The sequence below is a fragment of the Rhodococcus sp. P4_E4 genome (assembly GCF_056401575.1).
Map to the genome: position 1 here is coordinate 122,063 of NZ_JBFUJB010000003.1, position 14,893 is coordinate 136,955.

14 protein-coding genes are annotated in these 14,893 nt (G+C 63.2%); 6 read left to right on the forward strand and 8 right to left on the reverse strand.

Annotated features, from left to right (window positions below):
- Positions 1 to 36: 36 nt before the first annotated feature.
- Positions 37 to 504, reverse strand: a complete 468-nt coding sequence (locus AC1DVN_RS04945; protein WP_003945900.1) for a universal stress protein — start codon at positions 502 to 504, stop codon at positions 37 to 39.
- 101 nt (positions 505 to 605) lie between these two features.
- On the opposite strand from AC1DVN_RS04945, the gene AC1DVN_RS04950 reads away from it, so the two are divergent.
- On the forward strand, positions 606 to 1,784 hold the full coding sequence (locus AC1DVN_RS04950) for a glycoside hydrolase family 3 N-terminal domain-containing protein (RefSeq protein ID WP_477993575.1): 1,179 nt from the start codon (positions 606 to 608) through the stop codon (positions 1,782 to 1,784).
- A gap of 72 nt (positions 1,785 to 1,856) precedes the next feature.
- Complete coding sequence (locus tag AC1DVN_RS04955; RefSeq protein WP_003945885.1) at positions 1,857 to 2,456, forward strand: TetR/AcrR family transcriptional regulator; 600 nt, start codon at positions 1,857 to 1,859, stop codon at positions 2,454 to 2,456.
- A gap of 100 nt (positions 2,457 to 2,556) precedes the next feature.
- On the opposite strand, the gene AC1DVN_RS04960 is transcribed toward AC1DVN_RS04955, so the two are convergent.
- Together AC1DVN_RS04960 and AC1DVN_RS04965 are read right to left on the reverse strand one after the other, a co-directional pair.
- A complete protein-coding gene (locus AC1DVN_RS04960; RefSeq protein WP_021343063.1) occupies positions 2,557 to 3,420 on the reverse strand; it encodes a MaoC/PaaZ C-terminal domain-containing protein in 864 nt (287 codons plus the stop codon).
- A complete protein-coding gene (locus AC1DVN_RS04965; protein WP_003945596.1) occupies positions 3,420 to 4,766 on the reverse strand; it encodes a 3-oxoacyl-ACP reductase in 1,347 nt (448 codons plus the stop codon). Before AC1DVN_RS04965 ends, AC1DVN_RS04960 begins: the two co-directional genes overlap by 1 nt.
- Positions 4,767 to 4,896: 130 nt before the next feature.
- Between AC1DVN_RS04965 and AC1DVN_RS04970 the strand changes: the two genes are divergently transcribed.
- Both AC1DVN_RS04970 and AC1DVN_RS04975 read left to right on the forward strand, forming a co-directional pair.
- Complete coding sequence (locus AC1DVN_RS04970; protein WP_019747140.1) at positions 4,897 to 6,252, forward strand: acetyl-CoA C-acetyltransferase; 1,356 nt, start codon at positions 4,897 to 4,899, stop codon at positions 6,250 to 6,252.
- Between the two features lie 294 nt (positions 6,253 to 6,546).
- On the forward strand, positions 6,547 to 8,883 hold the full coding sequence (locus AC1DVN_RS04975) for a VanW family protein (protein ID WP_477993577.1): 2,337 nt from the start codon (positions 6,547 to 6,549) through the stop codon (positions 8,881 to 8,883).
- Between the two features lie 4 nt (positions 8,884 to 8,887).
- On the opposite strand, the gene AC1DVN_RS04980 is transcribed toward AC1DVN_RS04975, so the two are convergent.
- From AC1DVN_RS04980 to AC1DVN_RS04990, 3 genes are all read right to left on the reverse strand, one after another.
- The gene (locus AC1DVN_RS04980; protein ID WP_024487540.1) at positions 8,888 to 9,871 is read right to left on the reverse strand and encodes an LLM class F420-dependent oxidoreductase; all 984 of its coding nucleotides are present in this window, start codon (positions 9,869 to 9,871) and stop codon (positions 8,888 to 8,890) included.
- A gap of 85 nt (positions 9,872 to 9,956) precedes the next feature.
- On the reverse strand, positions 9,957 to 10,445 hold the full coding sequence (locus AC1DVN_RS04985; RefSeq protein WP_477993580.1) for a hypothetical protein: 489 nt from the start codon (positions 10,443 to 10,445) through the stop codon (positions 9,957 to 9,959).
- Positions 10,442 to 10,687, reverse strand: coding sequence for a helix-turn-helix transcriptional regulator (locus AC1DVN_RS04990; protein ID WP_019747144.1), 246 nt, complete (start codon positions 10,685 to 10,687; stop codon positions 10,442 to 10,444). Before AC1DVN_RS04990 ends, AC1DVN_RS04985 begins: the two co-directional genes overlap by 4 nt.
- A 65-nt stretch (positions 10,688 to 10,752) precedes the next feature.
- On the opposite strand from AC1DVN_RS04990, the gene AC1DVN_RS04995 reads away from it, so the two are divergent.
- On the forward strand, positions 10,753 to 11,331 hold the full coding sequence (locus tag AC1DVN_RS04995) for a nucleotidyltransferase family protein (protein WP_477993582.1): 579 nt from the start codon (positions 10,753 to 10,755) through the stop codon (positions 11,329 to 11,331).
- Here the strand turns inward: AC1DVN_RS04995 and AC1DVN_RS05000 are convergent.
- Both AC1DVN_RS05000 and AC1DVN_RS05005 read right to left on the reverse strand, forming a co-directional pair.
- On the reverse strand, positions 11,328 to 13,340 hold the full coding sequence (locus AC1DVN_RS05000) for a YhgE/Pip family protein (protein WP_477993584.1): 2,013 nt from the start codon (positions 13,338 to 13,340) through the stop codon (positions 11,328 to 11,330). The genes AC1DVN_RS04995 and AC1DVN_RS05000 overlap by 4 nt on opposite strands.
- 5 nt (positions 13,341 to 13,345) lie before the next feature.
- A complete protein-coding gene (locus AC1DVN_RS05005) occupies positions 13,346 to 14,068 on the reverse strand; it encodes an ATP-binding cassette domain-containing protein (RefSeq protein ID WP_019747147.1) in 723 nt (240 codons plus the stop codon).
- 179 nt (positions 14,069 to 14,247) lie between these two features.
- Between AC1DVN_RS05005 and AC1DVN_RS05010 the strand changes: the two genes are divergently transcribed.
- Positions 14,248 to 14,877, forward strand: coding sequence for a hypothetical protein (locus AC1DVN_RS05010; RefSeq protein ID WP_223257928.1), 630 nt, complete (start codon positions 14,248 to 14,250; stop codon positions 14,875 to 14,877).
- Positions 14,878 to 14,893 lie beyond the last annotated feature (16 nt).

Genomic DNA, 14,893 nt, shown 5'->3' on the forward strand with positions numbered 1-14,893 from the left:
GACACTAGTCGGCCACGGATCAGGAATGCGCGAAGGTCACTTCCCTGGAGGGACGATCAACACCGGCCGATGACTGTGACGCAGAACATGATCCGCGACGCTGCTCTGCAGTAGCGACCGCAAACCCGTAGTGCCACGGGTGCCGGTCACGATGATGTCGACGTCCAATTCGTCTGCGGTTTCGCAGATTGCAGACCAGATCGCGGATCGGCACTCGGCGCTTCTGCCTTCGACGGTCAGGCCTGCGGCCTCGGCCAGTGCGACGCCCTCGGCGAGGGTGACTTTGGCGTCGGTGTACGCGATGTCCTCGACGTCGTCGTCGGGAACCCACTCCGGTTGCATCACCCCGGACAGGCCGGACATGCGAGCGGCCTGGCGAACCATCGGCTCCCAGGCAGTGACGAGAACAGCACGATTGGCGGAGAGGAAACGCCCCGCATAGTCGACTGCACGCTTGGCGTTGTCGGAACCGTCGTACGCGATGAGCATCAGACCTTGTGGCATCACGACCTCCTCGTCAGCGGGGGAATCGGTTCTCTTCCAGGCTACCGTCCCGATGTGCCCGTGAGGGAGTGTATGGGTACCGGGTCCGTTACGGTCGAGGTATGCGGATCACGTTTCTGAAGGCTGCGACGACCATTGCTTTATGCGGAGGGTTGGTTGCGGGATGCTCGGGCGAGAACGGGACCGCCGATCCGGTTTCGAGCGCCCCGACCAGCACCACCTCCGAGATCACGTCGACGCCTGCGGCATCCAGCTCCGCGCCCGTCGCCGCGTCGTGCGGTAGTGACCTTCTGGCTTCACTGTCCCTGCGTCAGAAACTTGCCCAGCTGCTCAACGTCGGCGTCACCGGGACCGATGACGCGTTGTCGATAGTGCAGAACGAGGAGATCGGCGGCATCTTCGTCGGAAGTTGGACCGATCAGTCGATGCTCACCAATCGCGAAGTGCCGCAGGTTGCTTCGGCGTCGAAGTTGCCGTTGATGGTGACGATCGACGAAGAAGGTGGACGAGTTTCCCGCGTCGCGGACATCCTCGGGCCCGATCCGTCGGCCAGAGAAACGGCGCAGACCATGACAGTGGAACAGACGTACCAGATGGCGCTCGAGCGTGGACGCGGGTTGAAGGATCTCGGGATCACCGTCAACTACGCCCCCGACGTCGACGTCAGCAGCCAACCCGACGACTCCGTGATCGGGGACCGCTCGTACTCCGACGACCCCCAGACCGTGGTTGCCTACGCCGGTGCGTACGCGCAGGGTATGCGAGATGCCGGAATCTTCCCGGTGATCAAGCACTTTCCCGGGCATGGCAGCGCGTCGGGTGACTCGCACCGGGGTGAGGTGACAACGCCGCCCTTGCAGGATCTGATCGCGTCGGACCTGATTCCCTTCCGGGAGCTGTCGGGAACCGGAGTCGGCGTCATGATGGGTCACCTCGAGGTTCCCGGTCTGACCGAGCCCGGTACCCCTGCCAGCATCAGCCCCGCCGCCGTCGCGTTGCTTCGCGACGGAGTGGGTTACGGCGCAGCGCCGTTCACCGGCCCGGTATTCACCGACGACCTCAGCGGAATGCAGGCGATCACCGACCGATACGATATTGCCGACGCGGTTCAGGCTGCGCTGGTGGCTGGAGTCGATCAGGCATTGTGGCTGACAACCGACGACGTTCCGCGGGTGCTCGACCATCTCGAGCAGGCCGTCGCGTCCGGTGAGCTTCCGCAGGCGCGGGTCGATCAGGCCGTGGTCACAGTTGCCACTGCCAAAGGTGCCGTGACCTGCTGAGTCGAAGTCAGGATTCGACGCACAATCTTACCGTAGAGTAAGATCGACATTTACCCTGTGGTTGGAGGAAGCATGGCCGGCGGTACCAAGCGACTGCCACGCGCAGTGCGTGAGCAGCAGATGCTCGACGCGGCTGTGGACGTGTTCTCCGACAGGGGGTTTCACGAAACTTCGATGGACACCATCGCAGCCAAAGCCGAGATCTCGAAGCCGATGCTGTACCTGTACTACGGCTCGAAGGAAGAGCTGTTCGCGGCGTGCATTCATCGTGAAGGGCTCCGCTTCCTCGAAGCGCTCGCCCCGGCCGGCGCGCCGAACCTGACTCCGCGTGAACAATTGCGCGCCGCTCTCGAGGGCTTCCTCGGGTTCGTGGGCGCAAACCGCAAGTCGTGGATGGTGCTCTACCGTCAGGCCGTCGGGCAGCAGGCTTTTGCGGGAACCGTGCAGTCCAGCCGCGATCGGTTGATCGAGTTGACTGCGCATCTGCTCGAGTCCAGCACCAAGGATCCTGATGCCGCGCACGATTACGGGATCATCGCCATTGCGCTCGTCGGCGCCGGTGAGGCGGTAGCCGACCGGGTCGCGGGTGGGGAAATCGAAGTGGATGCCGCAGCGGATCTACTCGAATCCCTCGCGTGGCGCGGTCTGTCGGGCAAGAAGAAGTCCGAATAGCCCCCAAACCAATCTGAGCGAACGTACCTTTCAGCGCATCCAAGGCGCCGAAAGGTACGTTCGCTCAATTGAGGTGGGTCGAAACCCGACAAAACTTAGGTCAGCGCAGCGTCGCAGTGACGTGCGGGTAACCCTTCTTCGGGTGACGCAGCGACAGATCCCAGCCGTCGTCGGTGCGATCAGCGTAGGCATTCAGCGTCGCCGGTAGCAGAATCGGCTTGCCGAAACGCACGCTGTAGGTGACCTTGTCCGCGACGGACCCCTCGACGGTCCGCAGAACTGCCGCGGCACTCCACATTCCGTGAGCAATGGTCTTCGGGAAACCGAAAGCCTTGGCGCCCAGAGACGAGACGTGAATCGGATTGCGGTCGCCGGAGACGGCGGCGTACTTGCTGATCGTGGTCTGGTCGACGCGGATGGTGCTCATCGGCATCGGCGGGACCTCGTCGGCCTTGGGCTCCGGACCTGGCTGGCCGGACAGGGAGGTCTTCTGCTGGTTCAGGAAGCTCGAGGTCTGTCGCCAGACCAGTTCCCGTCCCACCCGAATTTCGGTGATCACGTCGATCAGCAGGCCCTTGCGGTGCTCACGCAGGTTCTCGGCATGCACCGAGAGGTCAAGCGGTTCGCTGACGGAGATGGGCCGCAGCGATTCGATGACGTTCTCGGCGTGAACGGAGCCGACGGCGGCGAAGGGGAAGTCCTTCGACACCATCAGCTTCATCACGGTCGGGAAGGCCAAGGTGAAGGGATACGTGATCGGCAGAGTGTCGCCGAATCGCAGTCCGGTCACGCGGCAGTACGCCGCCAGATTGTCGGTGTCGACCGTCAGTCCGGTGAGGGTGAAGGTCTGCTGTGGCACCGAGCGCGAGTTGGACTTGTTCCACGGCAACAATCCCAGTACCGCCCGGGAGTAGATGTCGATGGTCTTCGGCTGCTCGGTGAGCGCGACGGTCTTTGTTGCCATCATGCGCCCAGGAGGCTCTGGCCGCAGACGCGAACGACCTGTCCCGTAACGGCATTGGAGGCCGGGCTGGCGAAGTATGCGACGGTCTCGGCGACGTCGACGGTCTCGCCGCCCTGCAGGAGCGAGCTCATGCGGCGGCCGGCTTCTCGGGTGGCGAAGGGGATGGCTGCGGTCATGGCGGTCTCGATGAAGCCCGGTGCGACGGCGTTGATGGTGATGTTCTTCTTCGCCAGGACGGGAGCTTCGGCGTGTACGAGGCCGATGACGCCGGCCTTGGAGGTGCCGTAGTTGGTCTGGCCGCGGTTGCCCGCGATGCCGGCGATGGAGGAGACGTCGACGACGCGGCCGCCTTCCTTGAGGGCGCCCTTCTCGACGAGGTGCTCGGTGATCTTCTGCGGTGCAAGAAGATTGACGTTCATGACCATGTTCCAGCGGCCCTCGTCCATGTTGGCGAGGGTCTTGTCGCGGGTGATGCCGGCGTTGTGGACGATGATGTCGGCTCCGCCGTGACGCTCGAGGAGGTGAGCTGCGAGGACCTCGGCTGCGTCGGCCGCCGTGACGTCGAGGGCGAGGGACGTGCCGCCGACCTTGTTTGCGGTCTCGGACAGTGCTTCGCCGGCGGCCGGGATGTCAGCGCAGACCACGTGTGCGCCGTCGCGTGCCAGGACCTCGGCGATGGTGGCGCCGATACCGCGGGCTGCGCCGGTGACGACGGCAACCTTGCCTTCGAGCGGCTTGTCCCAGCTTGCGGGCGCGACGGAATCTTCAGCGCCGACGACGATGACCTGGCCGTCGACGAAGGCGGACTTTGCCGAAAGGAGAAAGCGCAGAGTCGATTCCACGCCGGACAGTCCGGTGGACGCCTTGGGGGAGACGTAGACCAGCTGAGCGGTGGAGCCGCGCTTGATCTCCTTGCCGACGCTGCGGGTGAAGCCTTCGAGCGCGCGCTGCGCGACATGCTCGTCGACGCTCGACGTTTCTTCCGGCGTCGTGCCGAGAACGACGACGCGAGCCGACGGTGCGAGGTTGCGGATCACGGGCTGGAAGAACTCGAACAGCTGCTCGAGCTCGCTGACCTGAGTGATTCCGGTGGCGTCGAACACGAGTCCGCCGAAGCTGCTGTCGTGTGCCTGAGCGGCCGGGTAGTCGGAGAGCAGTACGCGAAGTGGTTCTGCGAGCCGACCCTTGCCGCCGATGAGGACAGGTCCGGCGAGTGCGGGTTCCCCTGCTTTGTAGCGACGCAGGTTCTCGGGCCTGGGCAGGCCGGCCTTCGACGCGATGAATGCGCCGGGGGCGGACGAGAGGAACTGTGAATAGAGGTCGGGAGCTCCCTTGCTGGCTGCCACGGTCCTACCTTCTGTTGTGTTTCGGGTTGTCTCTCACCGGGCAATCGGAAGAATGCGGCGATAGACAAGTAACTTACTACTGAGTAAGAATAGTCTTCAACAGGTAATCGCACCATCCTTGGAGACGCAAGTGACAAGCAAAGCCCGTTCAAACGCAAAGCCCGCCGCACCGCGCACCGCACCGGCCGCAGCCGCTGCGAAGTCCGCAGGTCAGCGCCGTCCGGTTGCGATCGTCGGCGGAAATCGCATTCCGTTCGCACGCTCGGACAAGGCGTACGCACAGGCGTCCAACCAGGACATGTTCACTGCGACGCTCGACGGTCTGGTGAGCCGATTCAATCTGCAGGGCGAGAAGCTCGGCATGGTCGTCGGCGGTGCGGTGCTCAAGCACAGCCGTGATTTCAATCTCATTCGCGAGTCCGTTCTCGGCAGCGCGCTGAGCCCGTACACGTCGGCGTACGACCTTCAGCAGGCGTGTGGCACGGGACTGCAGTCGATCATCGCCGTCGGCGACGCCATTTCAGCCGGCCGCATCGATTCGGGCATCGGCGGCGGCACGGACACCACGTCCGACGCCCCGATCGGCGTCAACGATCAGGCGCGCGAGTTCCTGCTTTCCCTCAACCGTGCGAAGTCCACGGGCGACCGCATCAAGCTGCTCGGCAACGTGCGTGCGGGCATGCTCGGCCTCGAAATTCCACGCAACGGCGAGCCTCGCACCGGCAAGTCGATGGGTGACCACGCTGCGATCACCGCCAAGGAATTCGGCATCAAGCGCGAGGACCAGGACGAACTTGCCGCTGCCAGCCACAAGAACATGGCGGCTGCCTACGACCGCGGTTTCTTCGACGACCTCGTCACCCCGTTCCTCGGCCTGACCCGCGACGACAACCTCCGTCCCGGTTCGACCGTCGAGAAGCTGTCGACGCTCAAGCCTGTCTTCGGTACCAAGCTCGGCGACGCGACGATGACGGCAGGCAACTCGACGCCGCTCACCGACGGCGCTTCTGCAGTCCTCCTCTCCACCGACGAGTGGGCAGCCGAGCGCAATCTTCCGGTTCTGGCGCACCTCGTCGATTCCGAAACCGCTGCCGTCGACTACGTCCACGGCAAAGACGGGTTGCTCATGGCTCCCACGTACGCGATTCCGCGTTTGCTGGCCCGCAACGGTCTGACCTTGCAGGACTTCGATTACTACGAGATCCACGAAGCCTTCGCTTCGGTGGTTCTGGCAACCCTGCAGGCCTTCGAGTCCGACGAGTACTGCAAGGAACGCCTCGGCCTCGACGGCGCGTTGGGATCGATCGACCGAAGCAAGCTCAATGTCAACGGATCGTCCTTGGCTGCAGGTCACCCGTTCGCGGCAACCGGCGGACGTATTGTGGCTTCCCTCGCAAAGATGCTCGCGGAGAAGGGTTCGGGCCGCGGTCTGATCTCGATCTGTGCGGCCGGTGGCCAGGGTGTCACGGCGATCATCGAGCGGTAACCGCTCCACAATCTCCCCACGCGACTGAAAACTGCGCTCACCTGCAGTGATCGTCGCGAGGGGATGCGTAATCGGGGATCCGGCCACGAGGGGTGGCCGGATCCCCGAACTCTTTGCAAACTTTTTCGCGCAGGCGTGTAACGCTGCAGAATAGCTACCGATATTCATGACAGCCCCGTGTTGCTGCCTGACCCCCGACCTGGCAGCAGCGCGGGGCTCTCGTATGTCCGGATATCCTGTATTGAGTTGTCGGTGAGCGCCGCAGCGACGGTTGATGCAGCGAGGAGCCAACAGGTGAGTGACGAAGAGGGTCCGTCCGTCGAGAAGACGAACAGCGAGGACTCGTCCCTCCCGGAACAGGAACTCGAGTCGGTCGAGGAACCTCAGGCGGTCGAAGAGACCGAGTCGGTCGAGGAACCTCAGGCGGTCGAAGAGACCGAGTCGGTCGAGGAACCTCAGGCGGTCGAAGAGACCGAGTCGGTCGAGGAACCCAAGACCCCTGAGGACACCGAGGCGGTTGTCGAGGCTGAATCAGTAGAACCTGAACCAGCCGAAGCACCAAGGCCTGTCGACGAAGAAGCAATCGATTCCACAGAAGCGACAGTCGACGAAGCAGTAGACGAGCCGACAATCGTCGAGCCCACAATCGTCGAACCGGCCATCGACGAATCGGCAAACGAGGTCACCACCGTCATCCCCGTCGTCCCAGCGGAGGACGCACCGCCGACGGAAGTAGTCGACTCGGCTCCGGCGACAGAAACCATCGACGAGCAGACAGAGCAGTTCGAGCCCCCGGCAGTGGTGGTTCCCCCGAAGCCGCCGCGTCCCGAGTTCGTGCAGCAGTACGACACCCAGCAATTCGAACCCATCCAGCAGCAGTACGAGCCTGTTGTCCGCGAACCAGAGGCAGTTGCAGCACCAGCACCTCAACAACAGCCAGAAGCGCCCGCTCCGGAGTCTTCCCGTAAGTGGGTCAAACCGGCGATAGCAGTCGGCGCCATCTTTGCCGTCGCAGTGATTGCCTACGGAGTGGACATCTTCACGTCGTCGGGGAAGACACCACGCGGCACCCAGGTCGCCGGGGTGGACATCGGTGATCTCACGCCTGCCGACGCAGAGGCCACGCTGCGCGCCGAACTCGGCCCAAGGCTCGTCGAACCGGTAGCGGTACATGCCGGCGGCGTCGATTCCGAGATCGTTCCCGCATCTGCGGGTGTGGACGTCGACTGGTCGGCGACGCTCTCGGGCGTGAACGCTCAGCCGATCAACCCGATCACCCGCATCACGTCGTTCTTCGGCTCCCGCGAGGTGCCCGTGGTGTCGACGGTCGACCAGGGTGCGTTGGATGCCTCGATGTCGCAACTTGCGGCGAACAGCGATCGTGCGCCCGTCGAAGGCGCAGTCGTGTTCGAGAGTGGGAAGGCGACGGGTGTTTCACCTGCCGCCGGCCAGGCTCTCGAAACGCAGCAGGCGGGCGCAACGTTCGCCGCGGAGTGGTCTGACGGTGGCGTCGTCGATCTTCCGGTCGACGAGGTGCCGGTGACGGTCACTCAGGCCGGTGTCGATCGCGCACTGCAGGAGATTGCCATTCCGGCTGCCTCGGGTGATGTCGTGGTCAACGGCCGTGACGGCAAGGTTGCGACGCTCGGCGTCGACCAGATCGGTGAGGTTCTGACCTTCACCCCTGACGGCTCGGGTGGGCTGACTCCGCAGTACAACACGGATGCTGCGATCAAGATTCTGACTCCGCAGTTGGTATCGACTGAAGTACAACCCAAGGACGCGTCGTTCACCTTCGCCGGTGGTAAGCCGTCGGTTGTGCCGGGTGTTGTCGGTGATCTGATCAACTGGCCGGACACGGTCAAGGAACTTCCGGTTCTGCTGGGCAGCACGGCTTCTCGGGCAACACCCGCCGTGTACGGACCCGTCCCGCCGGCGTTGACCACCGAAGCCGCGGATGCCCTCGGCATCAACGAGGTGATCGGCGAATTCACCACCGGTGGTTTCGAATACGCGTCTGGAGTGAATATCGGCCTGGCCGCATCGGAGATCGACGGGGCCGTGATCAAGCCAGGGGATACGTTCTCGCTCAACGAGTACACGGGCCCGCGCGGTGCGGCTCAGGGATACGTCGAGTCGGGGATCATCAACAATGGTCGCCCGGACAAGGCTGTCGGCGGCGGTATCAGCCAGCTCGCGACGACGCTCTACAACGCGACGTATTTCGCAGGCATGGACGACGTTGCGCACACCGAGCACAGTTACTACATCTCGCGGTACCCCGAAGCGCGTGAGGCGACCATCTTCGATGGAGCGATCGACTTGCAGTTCCGTAATCCGGCGAAGACCGGCGTGATGATCGAGACGATTGCGACGTCGTCGAACATCACCGTTCGGATCTGGGGAACCAAAACCGTCGATGTCGCTTCGACGACCGGCCCGCGTACGTCGCCGACGTCGCCGAACACCGTGACGTTGCCGGAGGGGCCTGGTTGTGTGGCTTCGAGCGGTGCGCCCGGATTCACGGTCAGCGACACCCGCGTGATCACCGACCACGCGAGTGGCGCCGAGATTTCCTCGAACACCCGGACCGTCAAGTACGACCCGGTGCCGATCGTGAAGTGCGAGTAGGGAACTACTTGCCGACGAGTGGGCCGAGGGTGCGGCCCGCGAGGTCGACGATGCCTGGCTCTTCGCCGTTGGTGATCAGGTTGATCACGACGCCGTCGATGCCGTGGTCGAGGATGCGCGTCTGAACCTGCTCGGCGACGTCGTCCGGGCTGCCGACGAAATGGCGTTCGGTGGCCTTGGCGACCACGTCTTCCGGCGCCGTGGTGATGTCGAGGCCACGCTCCGCGAGAAACGTTCGCTGATGCGCGCGAGCCTTGTCGCCGTCCTCGTCGATCATCATGAACGTGAGGAAGCTGGTCTCGAGGGTTGCGGGATCGCGACCGGCTTCGTCGCAGCGTGCCGCAAGTGCTTCCATCTTGCGCGGCAGTTCCGAGGGGTCGCAGATGATGTTGAGGTGATCCGCGAAGCGAGCGGCGAGGCCGAACGTCTTCTTCTCACCGCCGCCGCCGAGCAGGATCGGCAGGTCGTCGCGGACGCGAGGCTCGTTGATGGCGTCCTTGACGTGGTACCACTTGCCGTCGAAGGTGGGGCGCTCACCGCGGAGCATCGGCGCGATGATCTGCAGTGCTTCGTCGAGCTTCTGGAAGCGCTCGGTGAACGTTCCGAACTCGTATCCGAACGAATTGTGTTCGAGCTCGAACCAACCGGCGCCGATTCCCAGGATGGCCCGACCGCCGCTCACCACGTCGAGGGTGGTGACGGTCTTGGCGAGCATGGGCGGATTGCGGTAGGTGTTTCCCGTGACCAGTGCAGACAACTGGATGGTCTCGGTGGCCGTCGCCAGCGCGGAGAGCGCGGAGTAGGCCTCGAGCATCGGGGCGTCCGGCGCTCCGATTCCGGGGAGTTGGTAGAAGTGATCCATCACGAATGCAGTGTCGAAGCCTGCGGCTTCGGCTTCGCGGGCCTGCGCTATGACGGTGGGGAAGAGGTCCTTGACCGGACCGCCGTAGCTGAAGTTGGGCATCTGGTATCCGAGGCGAGTGCTCACCGTTTCGACGTTACTCGCGATCGGAGGACCCGGCACGATTTTACCAACTCTATGGATTCCGTTGTGCTGGGCAGACTTCCGGAATTCAGAGAAGTTCTTCGGCCGCTTCGCGTCGCTTGGCGCGCTGCTGGTGGCGCTTTACGCCCAGGGCGGCGGCTGTGACGCCGACGAGTGCACCGACTCCAGCGCCGGCCCAAGTCGAGATTCCGTCGCCCGGTCGAGCTACGAGTTGGGCGACGACGCCGATCAATGCGATCAGATAGACGGACCCAGCCATGAGTACTCGGGGCGGCAGACCCTTCATGCTTGTGTAGGCGTCGACGTCGTGAGCCTGCGCATACCGCAGCACCACCATCGAGCAGATAAACCATCCGATGATCAGTCCCACTGAAATCCATGCGCCGGTGCGTCCGGCAACCCACGGCAGAATTGCCGCTGCGATCAACGTGATCCAGTAGGCGAATTGGAACCCCACGGCCGAGGCTTCGTTCCAGACGTCGCGCTGACGCTCGTCCTTGTAGAAGTCGTCGTCCAGATCTCCGACGAACCGCATTGCCTTCATCATGGTGCTCATGCCGTCTCCTCTGGAATTTCTGCGGTGAGTGCCGATTCGGGTAAGGGGAAGAGCGCTTCGACGGTGGTCCCCAGTGCCAGTGCCAGGCGAAGTGCCAGGTAGACACTCGGTGCGTAGTCGCCGCGTTCGACGGAGACGATGCTCTGTCTGCTCACCTGACCTGCCGTGGCCAGTTGCGCCTGGGTGAGGCCGGCGAGGCGTCGGTGCTCCCGCACGTTGTTGTCGCCGGCCTTTCCAGTCATAGGAAAAGTAAAGAATACTTGTCACATGATGTCAAGTTTACTTGTCATATGAGAGGCTGAAGAGCATGCGTGAACGATTTCTCGAGATCGCCCTGGCCAATCCAGTGGTCGCAACGATCGTGGATCGGGCGCCGAAGCTGGGATTGCCGGAGTGGTACTTGACGGCGGGTGGGCTCTTCCAAACCGTCTGGAATCACATCGACGGCCGTGACCTCGGCGCCGGAATCAAGGACTACGACCTCTTCTATTTCGACGCCGGCGATCTGAGCTACGACGCGGAGGACGGTGTGATTCGTTCGGCGGCAGAACTGTTCGCCGATGTGGATGCCGATGTCGAAGTGCGCAACGAAGCCCGCGTGCACCTGTGGTACGAGCAGCATTTCGGGATTCCCGGCGTTCCGTTCACCAGTTGCCGCGACGCTATCGACCACTTCGCTTCCACAACTTGCTGTTTCGGGATCACCAAGTCTGCGGGCGGCACTGTGGACGTGTATGCCCCGCATGGATACGACGATCTTTTCGACATGATCGTCCGCCCCAACCCGGTGCTGGCGCCGAGAGAGGTTTACGAGGCCAAGGCGGCACGGTGGCGCAGGGAATGGCCTGCGCTGACCGTGGAGCCTTGGCCGGAGACCCTGACCTAGACTTCGATCGGCGGATGCAGCCTGTCCATGGTCCATTGCCGATTTCGGCGTGCAGCAAGTGAACTGGCCCCGAGTGAGGCGACGAGAAGGCCGCCGAGGACGGCGATCGAGACCCACAGTCTCGAGTCGATACCGCCGACGGTGAGTTGTCGTAGCCCGTTCACCGCGTAGGTCATCGGGTCGAAGGGGTGGATGATCTGGAACGGTTTCGCGGTGGTTTCGACGGGATAGATGCCGCCGGCCGAAACCAGTTGCAGCATCAGGAACGCCAGGGTGATGACGCGTCCGACGGATACTCCGAAGATGGCGTTGAATGCCTGGATCAACGCCATATACGTGGCAGTGATGAGCATCAGGAATCCGACGGTGCCGAGGGCGTGTGTGGGATGCAGGCCGACGGCGAAGTGCACGACCAGGTACATCACGATCACCTGGCAGATGCCGATGAGCAATGCCGGCCAGTACGAGGCGAGGACCACTCGCAGCGCGCCGAGTCCGTTTGCGATGGGCCGGTTCTGGAGCGGCTTGAGCAGCATCCAGGTGATGATGCCGCCCACGAACAGCGCGAGGGGCAGGAAGAACGGAGCAAAACCGGTACCGAAGGTACTTGCCCGGTTTTCGTAGGTCTCCTGTAGTTCGACCGGGCTGGAGAGGGTTTGAGCGGTTGCGGTTCGCTGCTGATCGGTCCAACTGGGAACCTGACCGGCGCCCTCGGTGAGTTTGGTCGCGAGTTCGGCAGACCCGGCACGGAGTTGCTCGGTGCCGTCGGCGAGTTTGGCTGCACCATCGGAGAGTTGGACGCTGCCGTCGGTGAGTTGAACCAGTCCACTGCTGAGGGTTTGAGCGCCGTCGTTGACTTGCTGACCGCCGTCACGCAGCTGCACCAGGCCGTTGCGGAGTTCACCGCCGCCGTTGGCCGCGGCATTCAGCCCGGCTCGGAAGGTGCTCGACGGATCGTCGAGTTGGTAAGCGAGTTGTTGTGCACCGCTCTTGAGTTCGCCTAGTTGGCCCATGGTCGCTTCACCGAAACCCTGAGTGCGCAGCATGTCCTGGGCAGGCGCGAGGGCATTGGCGATCTGTTGGCTGACAGGATCCGGGTTCAGCCGAAGGCTGGCCACTGCCTGCCCGACCAGCTGTGCGACGTCTGCTTGTGTGTTCCCGAGGACGCTCAGTTGGTCGACGACCTGAGTGACGCCACCGCTGAGTTGGCTTGCGCCGTCGCCCAGTTGGACGGCTCCGAGATCGAGTTGCCCCAAACCGTCGGTCAGTGCGAGGACACCGTCCGTGGCGGTGTTGATTCCGGTCGAGAGTTGCGCTGTACCGCCGGCAAGAGTGGCTGCACCGTCACGTGCGGTAACCATGTTGTCTGCCAGAGTTTTCGAGCCCGACGCCAATTCGCCGGCTCCGGCGTTGGCAGTGTTCACTCCGGCCGAGAGCTGGAGTGCTCCGTCGGCGGCCTGCTTCAAACCTGCACCCGCGTCGGTCAATCCGACCAGGACCGTCTCGACGGACTGCGCGCCGATCTTGTCGCTGACTTGACTGAGGACCTGCTGGGCGGCGTTTTGGCCGATGATGGTGCCGAGGTAGTTGTTGACGTCGTTGAAGGTGAACTGCAACTGAGCTTTGTGAGGGTCCTTGGTCGTCGGGGAGGCCACGGCCTCGCTGAAATTCTCAGGCAAGGTGAGAGAGAAGTAGTACGTGCCGTCCGAGACTCCCTGAGCGGCTTCCTGCTGTGAGACCAGGTGGAGATCGAGCTCACCGGAATCGAGAAGTGCTTTGCTGACTTCGTCGCCCGCCTTGAGCTCTTGACCCTGCACCATCGCACCGCGGTCGGTGTTGACCAGTGCGACGGGGACCTTGTTGACCTCACCGAACGGATTCCAGAAGGCCCACAGGTACATTGCGCCGTACAGCAGTGGCATCAAGATGATGGTGACGAGTGCGATCCTGGGCATCGCGCCGCGGGAGAACCGCTTGAGTTCGGTTCCGAGAGACATTCCAGCGAGCATCGCGGTTACCTCGCCCCTTCTTGGTCGGGATTGGTGACTTCTTGGAGCAGGGCGACGGCATCGATGGGTGATCCGTCGGGCAGCGGGTTGACGGTCGACGCGATGATGGTCTGGTAGCTCCCCATCTCGACGAGTCGCTCGACGAGGTACGCGCGTTCGGAGTCGCGCCGCACCTGTTCGAGATCGTCGACGACGAGCAGGGCCGGCTTCTTCGTGTTCGCGACGGCGATACGCAGCAGGGTCGCCTCGAGTTCCCCGAGATCGCTGACGTACCGGCCGAGCGCAGGCAGCGGATGATCGCCGAAGACGGGAGCGCACACCGCTTCGAGTTCGCGGTCTCCGGCACGTCCGATGAGCTTGTACCAGGGCGCATCCCAGCGAATTTGTTCGGTGATCAGATCTCGGACGGTGACGGACTCGGCAAGCTCGTCGATGTCCTCGAACCCGGCGACCCCGGCGATCTCGAAGATCTCTCGGGGACGCGTTCGACCGAAGACGGACAGTGATCCGGAACTGGCTTTCATTCGTCCGCTGAGTGTCAGAAGTAAGGACGTACGTCCTGAACCGGCCGAGCCTTCGAGGATGGTCACACCGCCCGCACGAATCTCGAGATTGACGGGTCCGAACACCGGCCCCCATGGGCCGTCGAGCGCCAAGTCCGTGGCGGTCAATGCCAGTTCAGGGGCGTAATCGAGTTGTGCGTGCTCTGGTGCGACCACGATGATCACCTGTCTGTTGATCTACTCGGCCTTCGAAAGAACCGAGTGCTGGTTCAGTGGACGTTCGTGCTCACCCAATCACATCGGTAGCGGGTGAGCGGTCCCACGAATGGGATGTGTCGGACACGATCGGTAACTTGGAGACCGAACGGTATGTATTCTGTTTGAAACGGACAGGGGGTGTCGAGGTGCCGGTTCGTAGACGCGGTATGTGCGCGTTACTGGTCATGGCCGCCCTGTCAGTTGTCTCCTGTGCCGGTGAGCGCGAGTCGCCCCCGTTCGTGTCGAGCGAGAGGCTTTTCGAGTTCACCGGGCGCAATGTCGGACCCGTGACCGTTCCGCCCTTGCCTTCCGATCGGCACGAGTCCGAAGCAGCGCCATACGGAGCCATCACCCTGTCCGGTGGGTGGAGCGGCGCAGCCAATGTCTCGCTGCCCGGATCCGTCACGTGTTTCGAGCACAACTGGGCGGATTCGCTGCCCGCCGGTCACCGCCAGTGGGCCTACGAGGTGCACACGAGTTCCTTCTACGAGTACGACGGCGGCGGCGAATATCCGGGGCGTGATTTCCAGTTGCAGGTCTACGTGAACGAAAACCCGGAACCAGGTCAGTCCGGGGCGACGATGATGTTCTCGGATCAGAGCGGACAGTTCGTGTCCTTCGGCGGCGGCGTCGACAATTCCATCGAAATAGTCAGTTCTCCGGACCGCAGGCGCGTGGCGCTTTCCCTGGTAGGAACGGCGGCACGGCCCGGCGAACAACCGACGACGTCCGTACTGTCCGCACAGATCAGTTGCCCGACCGTCGAGCGCAGATGACCACAGATTGCATTGA

Excerpts from the sequence above, each read along its gene's own strand:
- AC1DVN_RS04995 (WP_477993582.1), top strand. The coding sequence starts at position 10,753 with ATGCGTGAACGATTTCTCGAGATCGCCCTGGCCAATCCAGTGGTCGCA.
- AC1DVN_RS04955 (WP_003945885.1), top strand. The coding sequence starts at position 1,857 with ATGGCCGGCGGTACCAAGCGACTGCCACGCGCAGTGCGTGAGCAGCAG.
- AC1DVN_RS04985 (WP_477993580.1), bottom strand. The coding sequence starts at position 10,445 with ATGAGCACCATGATGAAGGCAATGCGGTTCGTCGGAGATCTGGACGAC.
- AC1DVN_RS04950 (WP_477993575.1), top strand. The coding sequence starts at position 606 with ATGCGGATCACGTTTCTGAAGGCTGCGACGACCATTGCTTTATGCGGA.
- AC1DVN_RS04990 (WP_019747144.1), bottom strand. The coding sequence starts at position 10,687 with ATGACTGGAAAGGCCGGCGACAACAACGTGCGGGAGCACCGACGCCTC.
- AC1DVN_RS05000 (WP_477993584.1), bottom strand. The coding sequence starts at position 13,340 with ATGCTCGCTGGAATGTCTCTCGGAACCGAACTCAAGCGGTTCTCCCGC.
- AC1DVN_RS04960 (WP_021343063.1), bottom strand. The coding sequence starts at position 3,420 with ATGGCAACAAAGACCGTCGCGCTCACCGAGCAGCCGAAGACCATCGAC.
- AC1DVN_RS04945 (WP_003945900.1), bottom strand. The coding sequence starts at position 504 with ATGCCACAAGGTCTGATGCTCATCGCGTACGACGGTTCCGACAACGCC.